This is a genomic window from Campylobacter sp. BCW_4321, assembly GCF_001763075.1.
Lineage (GTDB): Bacteria > Campylobacterota > Campylobacteria > Campylobacterales > Campylobacteraceae > Campylobacter_D > Campylobacter_D jejuni.
This window is the reverse complement of sequence record NZ_MJYA01000063.1, coordinates 47,409-69,131: the sequence shown is the minus strand read 5'-3', so window position 1 is coordinate 69,131 and position 21,723 is coordinate 47,409. Positions and strand designations below refer to the sequence as shown.

Sequence of the window (21,723 nt, the reverse complement as noted above, 5' to 3'; positions counted from 1 at the left end):
TAGATTTGGAAGTGTAAAAGTAAGTGATGAGTTTGATTTACCAAGAGTACAAAAATTTGTAAGCACTTCTTTAATTATTCCTGTTAATGAAGCTTTCTATTTTAGTTTAAACTATAATGGAATGTTTGATAAAGATGGCAATACCCATACAGGATTTACTCAGTTTAATTATCTTTGGTAATCTTATAAAAGATCATACTTAGTTTAATTAGTTTTTACTCTCCTACTTGTTAAAAATTTCATCCTGATAATTTTAAAATTATTAGGATGGATGTTGTTAAAGTCGTTAAATTCTTTTTGGATAATTTAAAAATTACATACTGTAGAATTTAGTCGTTTTAAAAGCTTCAAGGCACAATAAATGTGATTTTATATAAATTCAATGATAAATAAAAAAAATAAAATGTAAAAAAATTTTTGAGAATAAAATTTATGCTGTAAGGTTGTTTAGAATTTTAAGAATTTCAAGATAAAATCTTGAAATTCTTACACTAAAAAATTAAAGTGCTTTTTTTGCGGCCTCTGCAATTTTTGCAAAAGCAGCAGCATCATTCATAGCTAGATCTGCTAGAATTTTTCTATCAAGTTCAATACCTGCTTTTTTAAGACCATTAATAAATCTTGAATAACTTAAATCATTAAGCCTACAAGCAGCATTGATACGCACAATCCAAAGACGGCGAAAGTCTCTTTTTTTGCGGCGTCTATCACGATAAGCATAGACTAGACTTCTTTCTAATTGTTCTTTCGCTTTTCTAAAATGTTTACGGCGTCCACTATAAAAACCACGTGCTAATTTTAAAACTTTTTTGTGTCTGCGGCGTCTAACAACACCTGTTTTTACTCTTGCCATTTTTATTTCCTTTCATAAAGTGGCGTCCAAATTTGGAGCTTACCCTTGAAATTTTATCTCAGAGGGGAGTTTGAATGACTTTTAGTCAAAAACTTAAATTCCTAGCATTTTTTCAACAGCTTTTACATTTGTGTTATGCACATATTTAGCTGTGCGAAGATCACGCATTCTTTTTGCAGGTTTTTTAGTCAAAATATGACTTCTAAAAGCTGAGCCTCTTTTGATTTTATTTTTACCTACTTTGAAGCGTTTAACTGCGCTTTTAACGCTTTTCATCTTTGGCATACGCTTTCCTTATTTAGATAAATTTTTATTTTTCAAATTAAAAGAAAAGCTAAATACTATCAAATGTTTTCTAATTTTTGACTGAATTTAATTTTTAAAAAACTTGGCACACCTTTTGCTTATAAAAAATCAGCAATATTTTGGAAAGATTTAAAATGACTATAAATTCGGCAAATCCGTATCAAAATTTAACCTTATCTAATCCTTTACAGAATAGCTCTGCTCTAAATTTAATTAAAGATAGCAAAGCTTTAGAACAAGAAGGAAATGAAAATAGCTTAGAACAATTAAGTTATATTTTTAATAATACCACTTATGCCAGTGAATTTGGATTTAGAATCAATGAAGAAGGTTTTTTCGATAAAGATTTAAATAAAATTGCCAATATACCAGAATCTTATGATATCAATATTAAAAGCGTTAGAAGTATAGCAAAAGAACTCACGAAACAAGATGAAATTTTAAATTATAATAAAATTGATCTACCTTATCTTTTAAATAGCTATCATAGTTCATTAAAATCTATAAATTCAGAATTTTTACAAGATGATAATGCTTATTTAAATCGCGATTTTATTTCAAAACTATCATCAGGTTTTTCAACAGATAATGGAGAATTTTTGGGCCAAATTTCAAGAATTTACAACAATCAAGAAGAAATTGATTTAGCATTAAGCAATATCACAAATTTAAATACTTTAATGTTAGATAATAAAATAACTAATTTTCATTTTAATAAAGCCATAGAAAATACTTCTTCTAATGAAATTTTAAAACCTTATTTAACTAAAAATGCAGAAGTATCAAAATCTGGTCTTTTAATGAATTTTATCTACCATGATATAAAAACCCAAAATGAAAAAGAATTTAACTTTTTTATGAAACCTGTCACTCTAGAACTGAGCTCTCATCAAAATTTACAAAAAATTCTTAAAGGCGAAATGGATATAGAAGATTATATTAAAAAAGAAAATGAAAAAAAGATGAGTTTTGATCTTTATCTTTATGTTAATGGCATAGATAAAAAAACAAGTACTCAAGACAAACTATCTGTATTTTTTCAACAATATATTAACTACCAAAAAGATATGGATTTAAGAGAATTTGCAAATTCAAGCTCAATATTTCAAATTTATATCGATCAAACTCGCAATGATTTTGATGCTTTTAAAAAACAATATCAAAACCAAAGTCAAGACACGCAAAGATTAGAAGAGGTAAATCAACTACGCTCTAATTCTATAGAAAATTTTCTAGATCGTCGCCAAAAACAAGCAAATATAAATAAAATTCTAAACTCTTATATGTCTGTGATGGTTTAAAATAATTTTTACAAAAAATATATAAATTATAAATATTTCAATAATAATAATTTTTATATGATTAATTAATAAAATTTTAAGTATAATAACATTATAATTCGCCCCCGAAAAAATATAAATATAAAAGCACTCAAAACCATGATTTATAGTGAAAAAATTATTTCAATGAATAATGATCTTTTAGATCATCAACATAAAGAACTTTTTGAAATTTCTAAAAAACTCTCTTTAATGAGCCAACGTCATGTTGAAACAAAAGAATTAAAAATTGTTTTAAGAGAGTTGTTGATAATGATCAATAGACATTTTTCAGATGAAGAAGCCTTTATGAGAGAAATAGAATATCCTTATATCAACCATCATACAAGAATTCACAGAAAAATTATCTTAGAAATTGAAGAAATTATCATCAGTGAAGCTAAATTTGTAAATATAATGACTGAAAAGCTAGATCTCGTTGTTCAAGATTTTATCTTTAAACATACAGTCAAAGAAGATTCAAAAATAGTAAAGTATTACGAAGAAAAATTTAAGAAATAGTATTTCTCATTTTTACTATATAAAATCCACAAAATATTTCACTTTAAAATTTTACTTTAACATTTTATTTTTGTTATAATTTTTAACCTAATTTTTATAAATTTTTGTTATTATCCATTTTCGAATAAAGATAAAAAATATCCTAATTAAAGTTAAGGATAAATTAAGGATTTTAAAGTGAAAGTATATTTAGATAACAATGCAACGACGATGCTTGATCCTAATGCTTATGAGTTGATGCTACCTTTTTTAAAGGATATGTATGGAAATCCAAATAGCCTTCATCAATATGGTAGCGCAACACATCCTGCCTTAAGAGAAGCTTTGGATAAACTTTATGCAGGACTTGGAGCAAATGACCTAGATGACATAGTTGTAACCTCCTGTGCGACAGAAAGCATTAACTGGGTGCTTAAGGGTGTGTATTTTGATCATATTTTAGATAAAGAACGCAATGAAGTGATTATTTCTAGCGTAGAACACCCTGCTGTTACCGCTGCTGCTTATTTTTTAAAAAGTCTTGGAGTAAAAGTCATAGAACTCCCTGTAAATGAAGAAGGGGTTTCTACTGTAGAAGATTTACGTAAAGTGATTAGCGATAAAACAGCACTTGTAAGTGTTATGTGGGCAAATAATGAAACAGGTATGATTTTTGATATTAAAGCGATGGCAGAACTTGCACATGAATTTGGCGCTCTTTTTCATACAGATGCTACTCAAGCAGTAGGCAAAATAAAGGTTAATTTGACTCAAGTAGGAGTTGATTTTGCTTCATTTTCGGCGCATAAATTTCATGGACCAAAGGGTGTGGGTGGACTTTTTATAAAAAAAGGACTTAAACTTACTCCACTTTTACACGGTGGAGAACACATGGGTGGTCGTAGAAGTGGAACTTTAAATGTGCCTTATATAGTGGCTATGGGCGAGGCTTTGCGTATTGCAAATACTATGCTTGATTTTGAAGATTCTCATATACGCCGTTTAAGAGATAAACTAGAAGATCAAATTTTAGCCTTGCCTGATACAACAGTGGTTGGAAAAAGGGAACACCGTGTGCCTAATACAATCTTAGCAAGTATTAAAGGTGTTGAAGGCGAAGCAATGCTTTGGGATTTAAATAAAAATGGTATAGCTGCAAGTACGGGCTCAGCCTGTGCAAGTGAAGCTTTAGAAAGCAATCCTATTATGGAAGCTATCGGTGCGGAGCATGATTTAGCGCATACAGCTTTAAGACTTTCTTTGTCACGTTTTAACACTGAAGAAGAAATTGATTATGCAGCAAAACAAATTAAAAATGCAACACAGAGATTAAGAGCAATTTCTTGTACTTATGCTTATAATCCAAATAATTACAAATAAGGATGAAAAATGGGAAAAAATAGTTTAATTGGTGGATCCATTTGGGATGAGTATTCACAAAAAGTTCAAGATAGAATGAATAATCCTCAACATATGGGAGAATTTAGCGAAGAAGATGCTAAAGCACGCAATGCAAAATTGATCGTAGCTGATTTTGGCGCAGAAAGTTGCGGTGATGCAGTAAGACTTTTTTGGCTTGTAGATGAAAAAACTGATAAAATTATCGATGCAAAATTTAAAAGTTTTGGTTGTGGTACAGCTATAGCAAGTAGTGATACTATGGTAGATCTTTGCATAGGAAAAACTGTAGATGAAGCAGTAAAAATCACAAATTTAGATGTGGAATTTGCTATGCGTGATAATCCAGAAACTCCAGCTGTTCCACCTCAAAAAATGCACTGTTCGGTTATGGCTTATGATGTAATCAAACAAGCAGCAGCTCATTATAAAGGTATAAGTCCTGAAGATTTTGAAGATCAAATTATAGTTTGTGAGTGCGCTAGAGTAAGTCTTGGAACTATTAAAGAAGTGATTAAACTTAATGATTTGCATAGTGTAGAAGAAATCACACAATATACTAAAGCAGGTGCTTTTTGCAAGTCCTGTATCAAACCAGGCGGACATGAAAAAAGAGATTATTACCTTGTAGATATTTTAGCTGAAACCAGAGCCGAGATGGATAGAGAAAAACTCAAAAATACAATGAAAAGTGATGTAGCTTTTGATGAAATGACCGTAGTAGGACAATTAAAAGCAGTTGAAAGTGTTTTAGATGCTGAAATTCGCCCTATGCTTCATAATGATGGTGGAGATTTGGAAGTAATTGATATACAAAAGGCTGAAGGCGCAGCAATTGATGTTTATATTCGTTATCTTGGTGCTTGTAGTGGTTGTTCTAGTGGAAGTGGTGCAACACTTTATGCTATTGAAACAATTTTACAAGAAGAATTAAGTCCAAATATACGCGTTATGCCAGTTTAAAAAAATAGCAAGATAAAATCTTGCTATTTTATAGCTTTTGCTTGCAAATCAAGGGGTGGTAAATTTTCTATATAAATACTGCGACTTGGGAAAGCAAAGGTTAAACCATTTTTTTCAATTATACGCATAAACTCAAGCATTAAACTTTGTCTAGCTTCTCTAAAATCTTTTCCACCTATTTCTTTGGTATAAAAATAAAGCTCTATATTAATACTACTATCTGCAAATTCGCTTAAAGCCACATAACAAGCATTTTTATAGCCTTCTAAATCGTTAATAGATACAAGATTTTGACGATATTTTGTCGTATGATCACCATATTTTAATGCACTATCCTCATCGTGAGCTACCAAATCACTTGTATCCAAAAATTCTTTCAAATCTTTTACACATTGATCTAATTTTTCAGGAGTAGCATCATAACCAACACCCAAATACATTCTAACATGGCGACCCATGCGTCTTTTACTCCAATTTTTGATATTAGCTCCCATAATAGTTGAATTTGGTAAAAATACGAGACAATTATCAAAAGTTCTAATAGTAGTTTTTCTAAGTCCTATTTCAACTACTGTTCCTTCTATACCTGAAACCTCTACCCAATCTCCTTGATTAAAACTATTATCAAAAAGTAAAAGTATAGAAGCAAAGAAATTTGCAATTATATCTTTCGCTGCTAAAGCAACAGCTAAACCACCAATTCCCAAAGATGCAATAATAGCTGAAATATTAAAACCAAGCTGAGCAAGGATATATAATAAAGCTATGATAATAATAACAAAATATAAAATTTTAATAATTAAATTTACAACTTCTTTTTTTCCGCTTTTTTGAGCAAGCTTAGAAACTAGTACCATTCCATAACCATCAAGCATTTTTAAAATAAGCCATGCAATCAAAACCGCATAAATTATGTGGAAAAAATTACTCAAATTAATACTTAAAGGTGCAGGATAAGTTGCTATAGTAAGACAAATCGAAATAGCATAAACAATCAGAAAAAAACTCACTGGTTTTTTAATATTCTCAATAAAAATAACTTTAATATCATCTACATCATTTTTATTTCTATAAAAAAGCCGAACAAGGAAAAAATATACTATATTTGCAAAAAAACGTCTTAAAGATATAAAAAAAACTAAAACCAAAGCAGAAATTACTATTTTTCCGATATTAACAAAACTTACCCCAATTGCCTCGTTTATACGATCTATCCAAACTTGAAGCTCAAGTAGTGAAAAAATATAATTACTTTCAAGCAAATCTGCATTTGATCGTAAATACTTAAGAATTTCAGAATAAGAATCTAGAGCGTTACCAATATATCTTTCTTTTAGGGTAATTTTTTCCAATTCTTCTGGATTTGTAATTTTGCTTTTAAAACTATCTAAATTTACACTAGAAGAATTTTGTAAATTTTCCATTGCCTTATCAACAGTAGCAATTAAATCTTCACTACTTGCTGTATTTTTAAAAAGTTTTTCCACTTCAAACAAAGAAGAATAAAAACTTTCCACAATGTTAAAATAAACTAGATTAAGAGTGGCATCTGTATAAATGTAAGGCTTATTAATATTCTTTTTTTGAACATCTAGTAATTTTTCTTTTGCTTTTAAAAATCTAGCCACTGCCTCTTCATTAATCTTTTGTCCTACTATCATATCGGGTATTTTTGCTAAAATAGTCTTTTTGTCTTTTTCAAATTCACTTAAAATACCATTAAAAGTGCTTGAATTTTCATCATTGTTTTTCTTAAATTCTTTAATTTGATTGTTAAGATCAACATATTTTTCAACTAAAGCATAAATTCCTTCATCTTCTTTACTAATATTCGCATCAATAAATTTAAATTCTTGTGCTCCAAGGTATAAAATAAAAAAACATAAACTAAAAATAATTTTCTTCATTGAACTTTCCTATCTTGTATTAAAGTAAAAATTTTTGCTTTAAAATCATACTCATAAATTTCACCTGTCTCTATAATATAATACCAAGCATGTACTTCTATTTTTCCTTCATCTAAAGCTTCTTGCACGCCTGGATAAGTAAGTATATTTTGCAAAGAATTTACTAAATTTAATTTTTCTGTAAGCCATGAACGCATAGCCAAATCGTCTCTTGCAAAAATCATCACATCTTTTTTTATCGGATCTAACATAGTAAGCCATTTTTTCACGTTAGGAATTTTATTTAACTCTTCATCAGAATAATAAAGAGCATTGCAACCTCCACAATTACTATGGCCACAAACGACGATATTTTTAATATGCAATGAATTTAAAGCATACTCTATTGCTGAAGTTGTCGCCAAGTAATCTTCTCCAACGCGATAAGGTGGAACTATATTTGCAATATTTCGTATTACAAAAAGCTCACCTGGACCCGTATTAGTGATCAAATTTGGAATTACTCTAGAATCAGAACAACCTATAAAAAGAGTATGGGGATTTTGCTTATTTTTTAGACTTTCAAAAAGTTCTTCATGCTCCTTAAAGTCTTCTTGCATAAACTTAATCGCACCGCTAATAAGATTTTCCATAAAACCAACCTAAAACTAAAATCTTGAAATTATAACAAAATTTCAGCAAAGATTTCATTTAAGCATTAAGATATTATATAAATTAACTTTTTATTTAGTCTAATATGTTAGATTTCGCTCAAGATTTTAAAAAATCTAACAATTTTGCAAGGAGAATTTTATGAGTCTTTATGATAGAGACTACTCAAGATCAAAAGAATTTGAAAATACACGCTCAAGCGAATTAAGTATTTTTATTAAACAAACTTATCAACTTTTTGCTGCTTCATTATTAGCTGCAACAGTAGGTGCATATGTAGGAATTTTTGCTTTAGCATCATTTTTTATACAATCACAAGTAACTTTTTGGATCCTTTTTGCTGTTGAAATCGGACTTTTATTTGCTTTGCAATGGAAAAAAAGAGAGGCTCCATTAAATCTTGTTTTACTTTTTGGTTTTACTTTCTGCTCAGGTTTAACGCTTACACCTTTACTTATTTCAGTTTTAGCTCTACCAGCTGGAGGAATTATCATCGCTCAAGCTTTTGCTTTAACAACGGTTGCTTTTGCAGGACTTAGTGTATTTGCTATGAATACAAAAAAAGATTTTACTGTTATGGGTAAAGCTTTATTTATAGTATTAATCGTTATTGTAGCAGCATCTTTACTAAACCTTTTCTTCCAAAGCAGTATAGTTAATCTAGCTATTTCAGCAGTAGCTGCAATATTATTTTCATTTTACATTCTTTATGATACGCAAAATATTATCCGCGGAAATTATGAAACTCCAATCGAAGGTGCAGTAGCACTTTATCTTGATTTTGTTAATCTTTTCGTATCTTTACTTAATATCTTAAGAAGCTTCAATAGCAGATAAGTTTTTGTGGGATTTTTCTCACAAAAACTTATCAAGTTTCAAAACTTTTCAAGTTTTATTTAGCTAAAATAATCATTTAAAAATTAACTTTTAGGAATTTTCAATGATCACTCTTTTAATCATTTTACAATTTATCATCGTTGTAGTTATTTGTATAGCAGTTTTACTTCAAAAAAGTTCAAGTATAGGACTTGGAGCTTATAGTGGAAGCAATGAAAGTTTATTTGGCGCCAAAGGACCGGCTGGATTTTTAGCAAAATTTACCTTTATTATGGGAATTTTACTTATTGCAAATACTATTGGTCTTGGTTATTTATACAATAAAGCTAGCAAGGACTCTCTAGCAGAGAAAATTAAAGTAGAAAACAACACTACTATTCCAAGCGCTCCTATTGTGCCTGCTACCCCAAACACAAATTCTATCGCTCCAAGTGCACCACAACTTCCAAGCGATGTTAATTCAAGTAAATAATTAAAGGAAATGATAATGCTAAGTGAAATTTTTAACAAACAAAAAACCCAAAGTGAAAAATCTTTAGAAGCCTTAAAAAAAGACTTCACCACTTTAAGAACTGGAAAAGTTAATACCCATATTTTAGATCATATTACAGTGGATTATTACGGAACTCAAACTCCTTTAAATCAAGTAGCAACTGTTTTAGCAAGCGATGCTTCAACTATTAGCATCACTCCTTGGGAAAAACCTTTACTAAAAACCATAGAAAGTGCTATTGCAGCTGCAAATATCGGTGTAAATCCAAACAATGACGGCGAAAGTGTAAAATTATTTTTCCCTCCGATGACTAGAGAGCAAAGAGAAGAAAACGTAAAGCAAGCTAAAGCTATGGGTGAAAAGGCAAAAGTTTCTATAAGAAATATACGCAAAGATGCCAACGATGCAGTTAAAAAACTAGAAAAAGATAAGGCAATAAGCGAAGATGAAGCAAAAAAAGCTTATGATGAAGTGCAAAAACTTACCGACACCTATACAACAAAAATTGATGAGAGTGTAAAAAGCAAAGAAAGTGAACTTTTAAAGGTTTAACGATGAATTTAGAGCAAATTTATAAAGATTGTGGTGCTTATTTAGAAGGGCATTTTTTACTAAGTTCAGGTAAACATTCGCAATTTTATCTTCAAAGTGCAAAAGTTTTAGAGGATCCAAAATTAGCAGCAAAACTTTGTGATGAACTTGCAAAGATTATTGCAAGCTATAAGATAGAATTTGATAGCATTTGTTCTCCTGCTTTAGGTGGAATTTTAGCAGGTTATGAGCTTGCGAGAGCTTGTAGTAAACGTTTTATCTTCACTGAAAGAGTAAATAAAGAAATGACTTTAAGACGTGGTTTTGAAGTAAAAAAGGGTGAAAAATTTATAATTTGTGAAGATATCATTACTACAGGTGGTAGTGCTTTAGAGAGTGCAAAAATCATTGAAAGTTTAGGTGGCATTGTTGTAGGTTTTGCAGCATTAGCAAATCGTGGTTTTTGTGCGGTAGAAAATCTAAAATCTCCAAGAAAAGATAATGCGAAATTACCTGAAAATTTACCACTCTTTACTCTAGGAAATTTTGAATTTGAAATTTATGATGAAACAAATTGTCCGCTTTGTAAAAAAGGGAGCAAAGCCATAAAACCAGGAAGTCGTGGAAATTAAATGAAAACTAAAGCAAAAATTAGCTCTAGATGGTTAAGATTTAGAGCTTTGCTTATAGATATTTTTCTTATTTATGTTCCTATTTTATATTTATTTTATTTTATATTAGGCTCTAAAGAAGCTTTTTTAAACAACCATTTTATCACAACTTTATGTACTTTTTTATTTGGTTTGATTCAAGCTATTTTTTTAACAAAAAAGGCACAAAGCCCAGGTCTTAAAGCATATGATTTATATCTTATTGATATAAAAACGGGAAAGAAACTAAGTTTTCTTAGAATTTTACTAAGATATGTGATATTTATTATAAGTTTTGGCTTACTCTTTGGTTTATTTGTCAGTTTTGTAAGAAAAGATCGTTTAAATTTACATGATATTTTAACTCAAAGTTGTATAGCCACCAAAGCATAAAGAAAGGTTAAAAAATGCAAAGAAAAAGAATTTACAATCCAAGCTCAAACGAAACCCTAGGAGATCGTAAAGTTTTTGATGGTAACCCACATGGAATTTTAAATTTCACTAAGGCAAAATATACTTGGGCTTTAAAACTTTGGGATTTAATGGAGGCAAATACTTGGTTTCCAAAAGAAGTGGATACAACTAAAGATGCACTTGATTATCGCTGTAATTTAACCACAGGTGAAAAAAGAATGTATGATTTAGTTTGGAGTCAGCTTATTTCTATGGATAGTTTTCAAACCAATAATTTAGCAGATAATATCAACCCTTATATCACAGCTCCTGAAATCAATGCGGTTTTAGCACGCCAAGCTTATGAAGAGGCAAACCATTCAAAATCTTACGCTGTTATGGTAGAAGCGATTTGCGATAATACAGATTTGATTTATGAAATGGAAAAGCATGATGAAACTTTGCGTGAAAAAAATGACTTTATTTCAAGCATTTATGAAGAATTAGCAGGCGATGTAGATGATAATAAACTTCTTTTAGCTATGGTGGCAAATCAAATTTTAGAAGGAGTATATTTTTATAGTGGTTTTACTGCTATTTACGCACTTGCACGTGCAGGAAAAATGCTAGGTTCAGCACAAATGATCCGCTTTATCCAAAGAGATGAAATCACACATCTTTTATTATTTCAAAATATGATCAATTCAGTACGCAAAGAAAGACCTGATTTGTTCCATGATGAAAATATCAATAAAATTTATGATATGTTTAAAAAAGCTGGAGATCTTGAGATCAAATGGGGTAAATACATCACTCAAAATCAAATCATGGGCTTTACTGATGATATCATAGAAGAATATATCCATTATCTTGTAGATCAAAGATTAAGCGCAATCAATTTAGACAAGCTATACAATGCAAAACATCCTATTAAATGGGTAGATGATTTTTCAAAATTTAACGATCAAAAGAGCAATTTCTTTGAAAGTAAAGTAACGAATTATTCTAAGGGTAGTATAAGCTTTGATGACTTCTAAAACTTCTTTAGCCTTACTTTGTGATTTTTATGAATTTACAATGTCTCAAGGCTATTTCAAAAACAATAAAAAAGATCAAATTTGTTATTTTGATATATTTTTTAGAAAAATTCCAGATTCAGGATCTTTTGCTATTTTTGCAGGTCTTGAAGATATTTTAGACTTTGTTGAAAATTTGAGTTTTGATGCAGAAGATATAGAATTTTTAAGAAAACAAGGTATTTTTGATACAGAATTTTTAGATTTTTTAGCTAACTTTAAATTTAAAGGTGAAATTTATGCTATGCGTGAAGGAGAAGTGATTTTTCCAAACGAACCTTTGCTATGTATTAAAGCTACAACCATAGAAGCACAGCTTTTAGAAACTTTTTTACTTTTAAGTTTAAACCACCAAAGCCTTATTGCTACCAAAACCAATCGTATCGTGCGTGCAGCTAAAAACAGTAAAATTTTAGAATTTGGCTCACGCAGAGCACAAGGAAGTGAAGCGGCCTTAAAAGGGGCAAGAGCAGCTTTTATAGGAGGTTGCATAGGAAGTGCTTGTACTTTAGCAGGAAAAATTTATAATATCCCTATCAATGGAACTATGGCACATTCTTGGGTGCAAATGTTTGAAAATGAACTTGAAGCTTTTAAAGCTTATGTGAAAATTTATCCAAAAAATCCTGTTTTTTTGATTGATACTTATGATTGTCTAAATAGCGGACTTAAAAATGCAATTAAAGTTTTTAAAGAATTTGGTATCCAAGAAGGCGGTGTGAGAATAGATTCTGGAAATTTATTTGAGTTGAGTTTGAAAATCAGACAAGAACTTGATCAAGCAGGACTTCAAAAATGTAAAATCATAGTTTCTAACGCCCTTGATGAATGGAGCATTAAAAAACTCAAAGAACAAAACGCACCTATTGATATCTTTGGTGTAGGCGAAAGATTGATCACTGCTTCAAGCGATCCTATTTTTAGTTGTGTTTATAAACTCGCAGCCTTAGAAGATCAAGGTATAAAACCTAAAATAAAAATCAGTGAAAATAACGAAAAATCAACCCTACCTCATTTTAAAAAACTTTTTAGAGTTTATGATAAAAACACGCAAAAAATCCTTTTTGATGAGCTTTATGTTTTTGACGAAAACCCAAATCAAGATGAAAATTTAGAACGCAAAGAACTTTTAGAATTAGTCTACAAAGAAAAAAGACTTCTTAAAAAGTCATCTTTAAATACTATTCAAGATTATACAAAAGAGCAAATCTCAAAACTCGATGAGAGTTTTTTAGATCTTGATCGTTTTGTGAAATTTGAAGTAAAACTCTCGCCTAAACTTCAAAATATCACTGAAGATCTTTTAAAAACTCGTTTTTAAAATCCACATAATTTAAAGCGGATTGTTTTAGAAAGCTTATTTCTTCATCGTTTAATTCACGCACAAATTTTGCAGGATTTCCAAGTATCAAAGAGCGTGGCGGAAATTTTTTACCCTTTGTTACAACGCTTCCAGCACCCACTATGCTATCTTCTTCTATCAAAGCATTATCCATGACAACAGCATTCATTCCGATTAAAACACGATTTTTTATCACACAAGCATGGATAACGCAATTATGTCCTATGGTTACATCATCTCCTATTATTGTAGGAAAACCAGCATCTTTTAACTTTCCTTTTTCGTCAAATTCCCTATGCCAAACATGCACCGTGCTAAGATCTTGAATATTGGTTCTTTTGCCAATTTTTATAAAATTAACATCAGCTCTTAAAACACAATTAAACCAAATGCTACTTTCATCTCCTATTTCTATTTCTCCTATGATTTTAGCTCCCTCTGCAACAAAAACATTTTGACCTAGTTTGGGACTATGATTTTTAAATTTTATAAGCATTTTTTTCCTTTTTATTTAAGTATAGCTAAGTTTAACTCTATTTCAACTTTTTTAGTTACAATTTTTATTTAAATTTATAGGAGAAGTAATGAACGCATTTGAACAAAAAAGATGTCAAAATATGGCTGAAGAAATTGCACAAAAAGTTTTTATCAATGAAGAGCTTTTTAATGCTTTTTGTCAAATTCCGCGTGAAATTTTTTCTCCTTTAAAAGCCCATGCTTATCGCCTTGATGCTTTGCCTTTGGCAAATTCTCAATGGATTAGTTCACCTTTAACTGTAGCTAAAATGACTATGGCTTTAGATTTTAAAAATGCTGATAGTATTTTAGAGATAGGTTGTGGAAGCGGCTATCAAGCTGCGATTTTAAGCAAAGTCATAAGGCGTGTTTTTACCATAGAACGCATAGAAAATTTAGCCAAAAAAGCCGCTCAAACTTTCAGAGAATTAGAACTTTTTAATATCAATGTAAAATTTGATGATGGACAAAATGGCTGGAAAAATTATGCTCCTTATGATAGAATTTTATTTTCTGCTTATGCGACACAAATTCCTGAAATTTTACTCGATCAATTAAGCGATGGCGGGATTTTAGTCGCTCCTATTTTACACAATGGCAAACAATTCATCACACGCCTTAGAAAAAATGGCACAAATTTACAAAAAGAAATTTTAGAAGAATGTTTATTTGTGCCTATAGTAGATGGAAAAGAATAAACTTTTTTTACAAAATTTATTAAAAACTCTTTAGAGCCTTTCTTAACTTTTCACTCATTTCATCAATATGTTCTTTTTGCAAAATCAAAGGAGGTAAAAATCTCAAATCATTCTCCCCGCAACTTATCAGCAAAAGTGCATTTTCTTGGCATTTTTGAATGACCTTGGACACTTTTACACTTTTATCAAGACTAAGCCCTTGCATAAACCCTAAGCCTTTGCGTTTTTTACAAAAATCAAATTCTTTTATCAACTCATCTAAACTTTGCTCTAAATAAGGCGTGAGTTTATTGACATTTTCTAAAATTTTTTCTTCTTTAAAAATTTCAAAAACTGCATTCACTCCTGCGCAAACCAAAGGATTTCCCCCATAAGTGCTACCATGATCGCCTGCTTCTAAAGAATTGCTTGCTACTTTTTGATTTATTACAAAAGCACCCACACTAAGCCCACAACCTAAGGCCTTAGCTGAAGTCATAATATCAGGCAAAATTTGTGCGTGCTCATAGGCAAAAAATTTTCCACTTCTACCCATGCCACATTGAATTTCATCAGCGATTAATAATATATCTTTTTCATCGCAAAGCTTTCTTAAGGCTTTGTAAAAATCTTTATTTGCAGGATTTATCCCACCTTCTCCTTGCACGCTTTCTAAGATAATGGCGCAAGTTTTTTCATTTACTAGTTTTTCAACGCTTAAAATATCATTATATTTTGCAAATTTAACCCCTGAAATTAAAGGTTTAAAAGGCTTTTGATATTTTTCATTAGCAGTAAGCGATAAAGCCCCTAAAGTACGCCCATGAAAAGAATGCTTAAAAGCGATAAATTGTCCGCCCTTAATACCTTTGTTAAAGGCGTATTTTCTAGCTGTTTTCATCGCTCCTTCTATACTTTCTGTGCCAGAATTTGTAAAAAAAACACGCTCTAAAGCACTAGCTTTGGCTAAATTTTTAGCTGCAGCGGCTATGTTTTCATTATAATATAAATTGCTAGTATGTAAAAGCTTATCCACTTGAGCTTTGATTTTAGCATTAAATTTAGCATGATTATATCCTAAAGCACAAACGCCTATACCACTTGAAAAATCAAGATATTTTTTAGCCTTATCATCAAAAAGATAAACCCCCTGCCCTTTTTCTAAAACTATATCAAAACGCTTATAAGTAGGGATAATATGACTTTGTTCTTTATAATCCATTTTCATTCTTTAACCCACCAAAGTGCCTATACCTTCATCAGTAAAAAACTCAAGCAACAAAGAATGCTTCACGCGCCCATCTAAAATATGCACCTTTTTAACTCCATTTTCACAAGCATCAATGCAAGATTTTAATTTTACATGCATACCGCCTTCTATTTTAGGAGCTAAAATTTTAGCTTGTTCAAGACTGATTTTAGAAATCAAAGAATTTTTATCATTAAAATCCTCATAAAGCCCTGCAGTATCGGTTAAAAAAGCAAGTTTTTCAGCCCTTAAAGCCTTAGCAATCGCACAAGCTGCGTCATCAGCGTTAATATTATAAGTATTAAAATCCTCATCCATGCCAATAGGAGCAATGATAGGTAAAAAATCTTTTTCTAAAAGCTCTTCTAAAATTTTCGAATTTACCTTTTGTATCGTGCCAACAAAAGCTAAATTTACATCTTTTTTCACACATTCTAAAAGTGCACCATCTTTACCACAAAGCCCTATGGCTTTAACTCCTAAATTTTGCAAACTATGAACTAAATTTTTATTGATATGATTTAAAACCATGCTTGCTACTTCAGTAGTGGCTTTATCACTAACTCTAAGACCGTTTTTAAACTCACTCTTTACGCCTAATTTTTCACACATAGCAGAAATATCTTTTCCTCCGCCATGTACAATGATAGGCTTTAAACCCACGAGTTTTAAAAGAGCTATATCTTGCATCACACAATGCTTTAGCTCTTCATCTTCCATAGCTGATCCACCGTATTTTATAAGTATAATCTTAGAATTAAATTTGCGTATATAAGGTAAAGCTTCGATTAAGACATTGGCTTTTTCTAAATATTTTTGCATGATCATTCCTTAAACATTAAAGCTAGTTTGATTATACTCATTTAAAGAAAGATCGTAATAATTCGCATCTTCTCTTAAAGTAAAACCATAATGTTTCCAAAACTCATTGCCCAAATCATTGTTTTTAAAGGCGATTAAGGCGATTTTATTGATCTTTTGAGCTTTTAAAGCCTCAAGACAAAATTTCGTCATCTCGTGTGCTATACCCTTTTTTCTATGATCTTTATGTACACATACATGATAAAATCCCCCTGTGCGTCCATCATGCCCGCAAAGTATACTTCCTACAATTTCTTCATCAATCACTGCTACAACGCTAAGATTTGGGTTTCTATCTAAAAAATTTTCTATATTTTCTTTGCTATCATCAATGCTTCTTATCCCAAAGCCTTTTATCTCGCACCAAAGCTTATAAACGACTTCATAATCGCTTTTTTGCATAGCTCGTATTAACATTTTTATCCTTTACAAATTTGCAAAGAATTTAAGTCCTTCATCTTCATCAAAATCAAACATTAAATTCATATTTTGAACAGCTTGTCCTGCTGCGCCTTTAATTAAATTATCAATAGCACCAAGCACAATAACACGCCTTGTGCGTTGATCTATACTAACATTGATATCCGCAAAATTGCTTGATTTAACCCACCGAGTCTGCGGAAACGACTGCGGCGGTAAAAGCCTTATGAATTTATTGTTTTGATAGTATTTTGTATAAATATCGCGTATATCTTGTTCTTGCAAATTCTCTTTTAAATTTGCATAAGCACTGATTAAAATTCCTCTTTGCATAGGTACAAGATGAGGGGTAAATTGTAAAGTGATTTTCTCTTTGGCCGCATAGCTTAAATGTTCTTCAATTTCAGGAGTATGACGGTGTGAAGCCAAACCATAAGCTTTGATATTTTCATTAACTTCACAAAAAAGATTTTCCACCTTTGCACTTCTTCCTGCTCCGCTTACCCCACTTTTTGCATCAATAATAACTGAGTTAAAATCAATGATTCTTTCTTTAAAAAGCGGATAAAGACTTAAGATCGAACAAGTGGTATAACAACCTGGATTTGCCACTAAACTTGCTTTTTTTATCTCTTCTTTATAAAGCTCGCAAAGTCCATAAACCGCATTTTGCAAAAGCTCTTGATTAGGATGAGTGAATTTATACCAAAGCTCATAATCTTTAGGATTTTTAAGACGAAAATCTGCGCTTAAATCAATGATTTTCATCTTTTTTAACAAATTCTCATTTAAAAGCTTAGCGCTAAATTCATGCGGAGTAGCCAAAAACAAAAGATCAAGTTCAAGCTCATCTAAATTTTTATTTTCAAAACATAAATTTAAAGGGATATTAGGATAAAGATCTTGATAATTTTGCCCCACGCTAGAACTCGAACATAGATAAGAAATTTCAACTTTGGGATGATTAAGCAAAATGCGTACAAGCTCATTACCTGCATAACCACTCGCTCCTAAAATCCCAACTTTTATTTTCATCTTTATCCTTCAAATGTAAAAGCAAGTATTATAAACAAAAAAAGTTAAAAATTTTAACTATTATTCTCTTTAACCTTATCTTTATTGCTCGAAAATCAAAACATCTGAAAAAATAAAATTAATTTAATCATGCAAAATAAAAAATAATTTTAGCAACAAGAATTTAATTTTTAACTAAAATATAAAGTTGTTCATGAAGATGGATATTACGATTTTTAAGATTGCGAGAAGCTCTAAAAGTATTATATTTTTGTTCTAAAATCCGACATTTTCCAAGAGTACTTAAACGCTTTAAAAAAATTTCTTTTTTTACAAAACCTTCACAATTATAAGAAAGTAAAATCACTCTTGCTTTTAAATCATTAATAAGTTCAAATAAAGCATCTTGGGCAAATTTTGACTTATTAAAAGTACTACGATTCCAATCTTTTGGAATGCCACTGATTTTAGAAATTTCTTCAGGTTTTTTATAATTTGCGATTAAATTTAACATAAAGTAATTAGAGCTATAAGGATGTTGATTATAAGGAGGATCAAGATAAACCACATCAAAAAAATCAAGTTCTTTTGCAAGCATGCTTGCATCCTTTTGCATCACTTCAAATTCACAAGAAAAATTTGAAAAAATAGGCATTTTAAGCTCTATTTCCCCTTTAATGCGTTTAAGTGCATTTTGTCCTTCGCCACCAAATTTTCCGATGCCATCCTTACCCTTATAAAAACCTTTAAAAACTCCACTAGTATTTGAATGCACACTAGCTTCATAAATTAAAGGGGCTATAAAAAAATGCTTTAATTCTTTTGGAATTTCATTTTCAATTCTTTGTCTCATAGTATCAAGATATAAAGCATTTTTAAAAGTATAAAAAACCCTTTCATTTTTTTTAATATTATCATCATCTTTTGGAGCATAAAGCTCACTGATAAAACCTTTTTGAAAATCTAAATTTTGGGTTAAATTTTTATAACACTTTTTTAGATTTTGGAGCAAATCTTTATCTTTATTAGCAAGATAACACTTATTGATAAGTTTTGAATAATCTTCTAAATCATTAGCTAAAATATAACTCGAGTATGCCTTTGCAAAACGACTGACAACACCTGAGCCACTAAACATATCACAAAAACTAAATTTATCCTTGCCGAGTTCTTTTTTAGCTACATTAAAGCCCTTATTTAAAAAACTTAAAAGTGCTCTTTTATTTCCAAGATAAGTTATGATTTGCTCTTTTAAAAAAAAAGGATTTTCTTTCAAAATTTAAAACCTTTAAAAGCTTTATCCACAAAAATGGATTAAGCTTTTTTTGGAGTTACAAGCATATTTACATAGCGACCTTCAAAATTTGGCTCTTTATCACGATTAGCTTCATTTTCTATCATGATCCAAATTTTTTTAAGTAAGGCTACACCTGCTTCAGGAGTTGCCATTTCACGACCTTTTAAGAATACACGAAATTTCACATGCTTACCTTGTTCTAAAAATTCTAAAGCATGTTTTACCTTGTAATTAATATCATTTTGAGCAATTTTTACAGAAAGTTTGATTTCTTTTATATCAATCACTTTTTGTTTTTTCCTTGCTTCTTTTTGTTTTTTCTCTTGTTGATAACGGAATTTACCATAGTCCATGATCTTGCAAACAGGCGGCTTAGCGTCCGCGGCTATCATTACAAGATCAAGCCCTAAACGGTTTGCAATTTCTAAAGCTTCATTGCTACTGATAATACCATAAACCTTACCATCATCGCCAACACATCTGATTTCATCCGCTCTTATTTCTTCATTAAGCAATACTTCTTTTTCCTTACTCAAAAGTGCACCTCACTCATTTTCTCCTTAACTAATTTAATAAATTCGTCCAAGCTAAGATTTTTTTGTTCTTTAGCTCTTCTATCTCTTAAAGCAACGCTACGCTTTGTCACCTCATCATCACCTAAAACTAGAATCATAGGTAATTTTTGTTTTTCAGCGATACGAATTTTTTTACTCAAGCTCTCATTTTTTTCATACACCTCACTATCGATATTAAGCTCTAATAATTCTTTTTGAATTTCTTTTGCATAAGCAATATGTGCTTCGCCTATTGGTACTATACCCACAGCAGTTGGTGCAATAAAAAATGGAAACTCGCCCGCACAATGCTCGGTTAAAATTCCTATAAATCTTTCAAAAGAACCTAAAATCGCACGATGCAACATTACAGGTTGTTTTTTTTCATTATCACTATCAGTATATTCGAGTTTAAAACGACTTGGCAGGTTAAAATCTACTTGTATGGTTCCGCATTGCCACTTTCTTTTTAAAGCATCGGTGATTTTAATATCGATCTTTGGACCATAAAAAGCCCCACCACCTTCGTCAATACCGTATTTTAAACCTTGTTCATCTAAAGCTTCTTTTAAAGCCTTAGTTGCTACTTCCCAAATTTCATCATCACCTATGGCTTTTTCAGGTTTAGTTGAAATTTCCATCTCATAGCTAAAATCAAATAATTTCATCAAATTATCCACAAAAGCTAAAATTTCTAAAACCTGCTCTTTAATCTGACTTGGCATACAAAAAATATGTGCATCATCTTGAGTGAATTCTCTCACTCTAAAAAGCCCATGCAAAACCCCACTTTTTTCATGACGATGTACCACGCCATATTCAAAAAATTTCAAAGGCAAATCACGATAACTTCTTACATCACTTTGATAAATTTTAATATGTCCCACACAGTTCATAGGCTTAATGCCATATTCTTGTTCATCAATTTGTGTAAAATACATATTTTCTTTATAGTTTGCATAATGCCCACTGATTTTCCATGCATCTGCTTTTAAAAGTTCAGGCCCACGCACAGGCTCATAACCATGTAAACGATGGATCTTATAAAGCATATGTTCAAGTTTAGATCTAAGTCTTGCACCGTTACTCAACCAAATAGGAAGACCTCCTCCGATCTCATCATCAAAAGTAAAAAGCTTAAGCTCTGTTCCAAGCTTTCTATGATCGCGTTTTTTAGCTTCTTCGATAATGGTTAAATACTCTTTTAAACTTTCCTTATCTGCAAAAGCGGTACCATAAATTCGAGTAAGCATTTCTCTTTTTTCATCGCCACCCAAATACGCTCCTGCAACACGAGTGAGTTTAAAAAAGCGTAAAAATTTCGTATTTGGAACATGAGGACCACGACACAAATCTTCAAATTCACCTTGTTTATAAATACTTACAGCTCCATCAGGAATACGCAATAAAACTTCTTGTTTTAAATCATCATTTTGAAATTTAGCCAAAGCTTCGTTTTTTGTGATTTCATATTTTAAAATTTCAATCTTTGCTTCAGCAAGTTCTTTCATCTTTTTTTCAATTTTTACTAAATCTTCTTCGCCAATCTTACTTTCCACACGAAAATCATAATAAAATCCATCTTCTATAACAGGACCAACGAAAAATTTAGCCTCAGGATACAAACTCTTAATCGCCTGTGCCATTAAATGCGCACAAGAATGACGGATTACTTCTAAACTTTCTTTAGAATTATCAAAATAAATTTCTTTTAAATTTGTATTTTTCACACTTTGAGAGTCAATTATTGTCTCATTGTCCAAATACGCAATAACTTCTTTTTCCATATTTTTAACCCTTTGTCGCTCACTTACCCTGTGAGTGTTTATAAAGTTCTAATTTTAACTTTCTAAGACTTAATTATTTTTGAAATTCAGCTTATTTTTAAAAAAATCTTAGAATAAATTTAATATTT

24 protein-coding genes and 1 pseudogene are annotated in these 21,723 nt (G+C 30.6%); 13 read left to right on the top strand and 12 right to left on the bottom strand.

Annotated elements, in window-relative coordinates; all coding sequences use genetic code 11:
• Positions 1-181: pseudogene (locus tag AJN58_RS10400) on the top strand (autotransporter outer membrane beta-barrel domain-containing protein); the annotation flags it as partial.
• A 318-nt stretch (positions 182-499) separates the two neighbouring features.
• Here AJN58_RS10400 and rplT read toward each other — a convergent pair.
• The gene (gene rplT / locus AJN58_RS08025) at positions 500-853 is read right to left on the bottom strand and encodes a 50S ribosomal protein L20 (protein WP_002851731.1); all 354 of its coding nucleotides are present in this window, start codon (positions 851-853) and stop codon (positions 500-502) included.
• A 93-nt stretch (positions 854-946) separates the two neighbouring features.
• On the bottom strand, positions 947-1,138 hold the full coding sequence (gene rpmI / locus AJN58_RS08020) for a 50S ribosomal protein L35 (RefSeq protein WP_070233469.1): 192 nt from the start codon (positions 1,136-1,138) through the stop codon (positions 947-949).
• Between the two features lie 155 nt (positions 1,139-1,293).
• Between rpmI and AJN58_RS08015 the strand changes: the two genes are divergently transcribed.
• The 4 genes from AJN58_RS08015 to AJN58_RS08000 all read left to right on the top strand — a co-directional run bounded on the left by AJN58_RS08015 (position 1,294) and on the right by AJN58_RS08000 (position 5,340).
• Positions 1,294-2,460, top strand: a complete 1,167-nt coding sequence (locus AJN58_RS08015) for a hypothetical protein (RefSeq protein WP_070233470.1) — start codon at positions 1,294-1,296, stop codon at positions 2,458-2,460.
• Positions 2,461-2,598: 138 nt separating this feature from the next.
• Positions 2,599-3,000: a hemerythrin domain-containing protein gene (locus AJN58_RS08010; protein WP_070233471.1), complete on the top strand. Its 402-nt coding sequence runs from the start codon at positions 2,599-2,601 to the stop codon at positions 2,998-3,000.
• A 177-nt stretch (positions 3,001-3,177) separates the two neighbouring features.
• A complete protein-coding gene (locus tag AJN58_RS08005; RefSeq protein WP_002858709.1) occupies positions 3,178-4,359 on the top strand; it encodes a NifS family cysteine desulfurase in 1,182 nt (393 codons plus the stop codon).
• 9 nt (positions 4,360-4,368) lie between these two features.
• Positions 4,369-5,340 (top strand): iron-sulfur cluster assembly scaffold protein NifU, encoded by a 972-nt coding sequence (locus tag AJN58_RS08000; RefSeq protein WP_002861028.1) that lies wholly within the window; start codon positions 4,369-4,371, stop codon positions 5,338-5,340.
• A 23-nt stretch (positions 5,341-5,363) separates the two neighbouring features.
• On the opposite strand, the gene AJN58_RS07995 is transcribed toward AJN58_RS08000, so the two are convergent.
• Both AJN58_RS07995 and AJN58_RS07990 read right to left on the bottom strand, forming a co-directional pair.
• Complete coding sequence (locus AJN58_RS07995) at positions 5,364-7,247, bottom strand: mechanosensitive ion channel family protein (RefSeq protein WP_044794269.1); 1,884 nt, start codon at positions 7,245-7,247, stop codon at positions 5,364-5,366.
• Positions 7,244-7,879 (bottom strand): carbonic anhydrase, encoded by a 636-nt coding sequence (locus AJN58_RS07990; protein WP_002851887.1) that lies wholly within the window; start codon positions 7,877-7,879, stop codon positions 7,244-7,246. The genes AJN58_RS07995 and AJN58_RS07990 overlap by 4 nt, the downstream gene beginning before the upstream one ends.
• A 160-nt stretch (positions 7,880-8,039) precedes the next feature.
• On the opposite strand from AJN58_RS07990, the gene AJN58_RS07985 reads away from it, so the two are divergent.
• From AJN58_RS07985 to AJN58_RS07955, 7 genes are all read left to right on the top strand, one after another.
• On the top strand, positions 8,040-8,735 hold the full coding sequence (locus tag AJN58_RS07985) for a Bax inhibitor-1/YccA family protein (RefSeq protein ID WP_002851668.1): 696 nt from the start codon (positions 8,040-8,042) through the stop codon (positions 8,733-8,735).
• 103 nt (positions 8,736-8,838) lie between these two features.
• Positions 8,839-9,207 (top strand): preprotein translocase subunit SecG, encoded by a 369-nt coding sequence (gene secG / locus AJN58_RS07980; protein ID WP_070233472.1) that lies wholly within the window; start codon positions 8,839-8,841, stop codon positions 9,205-9,207.
• Positions 9,208-9,216: 9 nt separating this feature from the next.
• Positions 9,217-9,780: a ribosome recycling factor gene (frr, locus tag AJN58_RS07975; RefSeq protein WP_079460285.1), complete on the top strand. Its 564-nt coding sequence runs from the start codon at positions 9,217-9,219 to the stop codon at positions 9,778-9,780.
• 2 nt (positions 9,781-9,782) lie between these two features.
• The gene (pyrE, locus tag AJN58_RS07970) at positions 9,783-10,391 is read left to right on the top strand and encodes an orotate phosphoribosyltransferase (protein ID WP_002854423.1); all 609 of its coding nucleotides are present in this window, start codon (positions 9,783-9,785) and stop codon (positions 10,389-10,391) included.
• A complete protein-coding gene (locus AJN58_RS07965; protein WP_002870659.1) occupies positions 10,392-10,802 on the top strand; it encodes an RDD family protein in 411 nt (136 codons plus the stop codon).
• A gap of 14 nt (positions 10,803-10,816) precedes the next feature.
• Positions 10,817-11,839, top strand: coding sequence for a ribonucleotide-diphosphate reductase subunit beta (locus tag AJN58_RS07960; protein ID WP_002870660.1), 1,023 nt, complete (start codon positions 10,817-10,819; stop codon positions 11,837-11,839).
• The gene (locus AJN58_RS07955; RefSeq protein WP_074470018.1) at positions 11,826-13,199 is read left to right on the top strand and encodes a nicotinate phosphoribosyltransferase; all 1,374 of its coding nucleotides are present in this window, start codon (positions 11,826-11,828) and stop codon (positions 13,197-13,199) included. Before AJN58_RS07960 ends, AJN58_RS07955 begins: the two co-directional genes overlap by 14 nt.
• Here the strand turns inward: AJN58_RS07955 and AJN58_RS07950 are convergent.
• The gene (locus AJN58_RS07950; RefSeq protein ID WP_002861022.1) at positions 13,168-13,716 is read right to left on the bottom strand and encodes a gamma carbonic anhydrase family protein; all 549 of its coding nucleotides are present in this window, start codon (positions 13,714-13,716) and stop codon (positions 13,168-13,170) included. The genes AJN58_RS07955 and AJN58_RS07950 overlap by 32 nt on opposite strands.
• Before the next feature lie 88 nt (positions 13,717-13,804).
• Here AJN58_RS07950 and AJN58_RS07945 point away from each other — a divergent pair, with 88 nt between their 5' ends.
• Entirely contained in the window at positions 13,805-14,434 is a 630-nt protein-coding gene (locus tag AJN58_RS07945) for a protein-L-isoaspartate(D-aspartate) O-methyltransferase (RefSeq protein WP_002861021.1), read from the top strand.
• Between the two features lie 19 nt (positions 14,435-14,453).
• Here AJN58_RS07945 and AJN58_RS07940 read toward each other — a convergent pair whose 3' ends face one another.
• The 7 genes from AJN58_RS07940 to thrS form a co-directional block, all read right to left on the bottom strand.
• The gene (locus tag AJN58_RS07940) at positions 14,454-15,641 is read right to left on the bottom strand and encodes an aspartate aminotransferase family protein (RefSeq protein WP_079860136.1); all 1,188 of its coding nucleotides are present in this window, start codon (positions 15,639-15,641) and stop codon (positions 14,454-14,456) included.
• Between the two features lie 3 nt (positions 15,642-15,644).
• Positions 15,645-16,490: an acetylglutamate kinase gene (argB, locus tag AJN58_RS07935; RefSeq protein ID WP_079396354.1), complete on the bottom strand. Its 846-nt coding sequence runs from the start codon at positions 16,488-16,490 to the stop codon at positions 15,645-15,647.
• A 3-nt stretch (positions 16,491-16,493) separates the two neighbouring features.
• On the bottom strand, positions 16,494-16,940 hold the full coding sequence (locus tag AJN58_RS07930) for a GNAT family N-acetyltransferase (RefSeq protein WP_070233473.1): 447 nt from the start codon (positions 16,938-16,940) through the stop codon (positions 16,494-16,496).
• A 9-nt stretch (positions 16,941-16,949) separates the two neighbouring features.
• Positions 16,950-17,978 (bottom strand): N-acetyl-gamma-glutamyl-phosphate reductase, encoded by a 1,029-nt coding sequence (gene argC, locus AJN58_RS07925; RefSeq protein WP_070233474.1) that lies wholly within the window; start codon positions 17,976-17,978, stop codon positions 16,950-16,952.
• A 163-nt stretch (positions 17,979-18,141) separates the two neighbouring features.
• A complete protein-coding gene (locus tag AJN58_RS07920) occupies positions 18,142-19,233 on the bottom strand; it encodes a DNA adenine methylase (RefSeq protein WP_070278514.1) in 1,092 nt (363 codons plus the stop codon).
• Between the two features lie 38 nt (positions 19,234-19,271).
• Entirely contained in the window at positions 19,272-19,790 is a 519-nt protein-coding gene (gene infC, locus AJN58_RS07915; RefSeq protein WP_070233476.1) for a translation initiation factor IF-3, read from the bottom strand.
• Complete coding sequence (thrS, locus tag AJN58_RS07910) at positions 19,787-21,595, bottom strand: threonine--tRNA ligase (RefSeq protein WP_070233477.1); 1,809 nt, start codon at positions 21,593-21,595, stop codon at positions 19,787-19,789. Before thrS ends, infC begins: the two co-directional genes overlap by 4 nt.
• Between the last annotated feature and the right edge of the window lie 128 nt (positions 21,596-21,723).

Bases quoted from the DNA above. Each gene is read 5' to 3' on its own strand.
- rplT (WP_002851731.1), bottom strand. From the start codon at position 853: ATGGCAAGAGTAAAAACAGGTGTTGTTAGACGCCGCAGACACAAAAAA.
- rpmI (WP_070233469.1), bottom strand. From the start codon at position 1,138: ATGCCAAAGATGAAAAGCGTTAAAAGCGCAGTTAAACGCTTCAAAGTA.
- AJN58_RS08015 (WP_070233470.1), top strand. From the start codon at position 1,294: ATGACTATAAATTCGGCAAATCCGTATCAAAATTTAACCTTATCTAAT.
- AJN58_RS08010 (WP_070233471.1), top strand. From the start codon at position 2,599: ATGATTTATAGTGAAAAAATTATTTCAATGAATAATGATCTTTTAGAT.
- AJN58_RS08000 (WP_002861028.1), top strand. From the start codon at position 4,369: ATGGGAAAAAATAGTTTAATTGGTGGATCCATTTGGGATGAGTATTCA.
- AJN58_RS07995 (WP_044794269.1), bottom strand. From the start codon at position 7,247: ATGAAGAAAATTATTTTTAGTTTATGTTTTTTTATTTTATACCTTGGA.
- AJN58_RS07990 (WP_002851887.1), bottom strand. From the start codon at position 7,879: ATGGAAAATCTTATTAGCGGTGCGATTAAGTTTATGCAAGAAGACTTT.
- AJN58_RS07985 (WP_002851668.1), top strand. From the start codon at position 8,040: ATGAGTCTTTATGATAGAGACTACTCAAGATCAAAAGAATTTGAAAAT.
- secG (WP_070233472.1), top strand. From the start codon at position 8,839: ATGATCACTCTTTTAATCATTTTACAATTTATCATCGTTGTAGTTATT.
- frr (WP_079460285.1), top strand. From the start codon at position 9,217: ATGATAATGCTAAGTGAAATTTTTAACAAACAAAAAACCCAAAGTGAA.
- pyrE (WP_002854423.1), top strand. From the start codon at position 9,783: ATGAATTTAGAGCAAATTTATAAAGATTGTGGTGCTTATTTAGAAGGG.
- AJN58_RS07965 (WP_002870659.1), top strand. From the start codon at position 10,392: ATGAAAACTAAAGCAAAAATTAGCTCTAGATGGTTAAGATTTAGAGCT.
- AJN58_RS07960 (WP_002870660.1), top strand. From the start codon at position 10,817: ATGCAAAGAAAAAGAATTTACAATCCAAGCTCAAACGAAACCCTAGGA.
- AJN58_RS07950 (WP_002861022.1), bottom strand. From the start codon at position 13,716: ATGCTTATAAAATTTAAAAATCATAGTCCCAAACTAGGTCAAAATGTT.
- AJN58_RS07945 (WP_002861021.1), top strand. From the start codon at position 13,805: ATGAACGCATTTGAACAAAAAAGATGTCAAAATATGGCTGAAGAAATT.
- AJN58_RS07940 (WP_079860136.1), bottom strand. From the start codon at position 15,641: ATGAAAATGGATTATAAAGAACAAAGTCATATTATCCCTACTTATAAG.
- argB (WP_079396354.1), bottom strand. From the start codon at position 16,490: ATGATCATGCAAAAATATTTAGAAAAAGCCAATGTCTTAATCGAAGCT.
- AJN58_RS07930 (WP_070233473.1), bottom strand. From the start codon at position 16,940: ATGTTAATACGAGCTATGCAAAAAAGCGATTATGAAGTCGTTTATAAG.
- argC (WP_070233474.1), bottom strand. From the start codon at position 17,978: ATGAAAATAAAAGTTGGGATTTTAGGAGCGAGTGGTTATGCAGGTAAT.
- thrS (WP_070233477.1), bottom strand. From the start codon at position 21,595: ATGGAAAAAGAAGTTATTGCGTATTTGGACAATGAGACAATAATTGAC.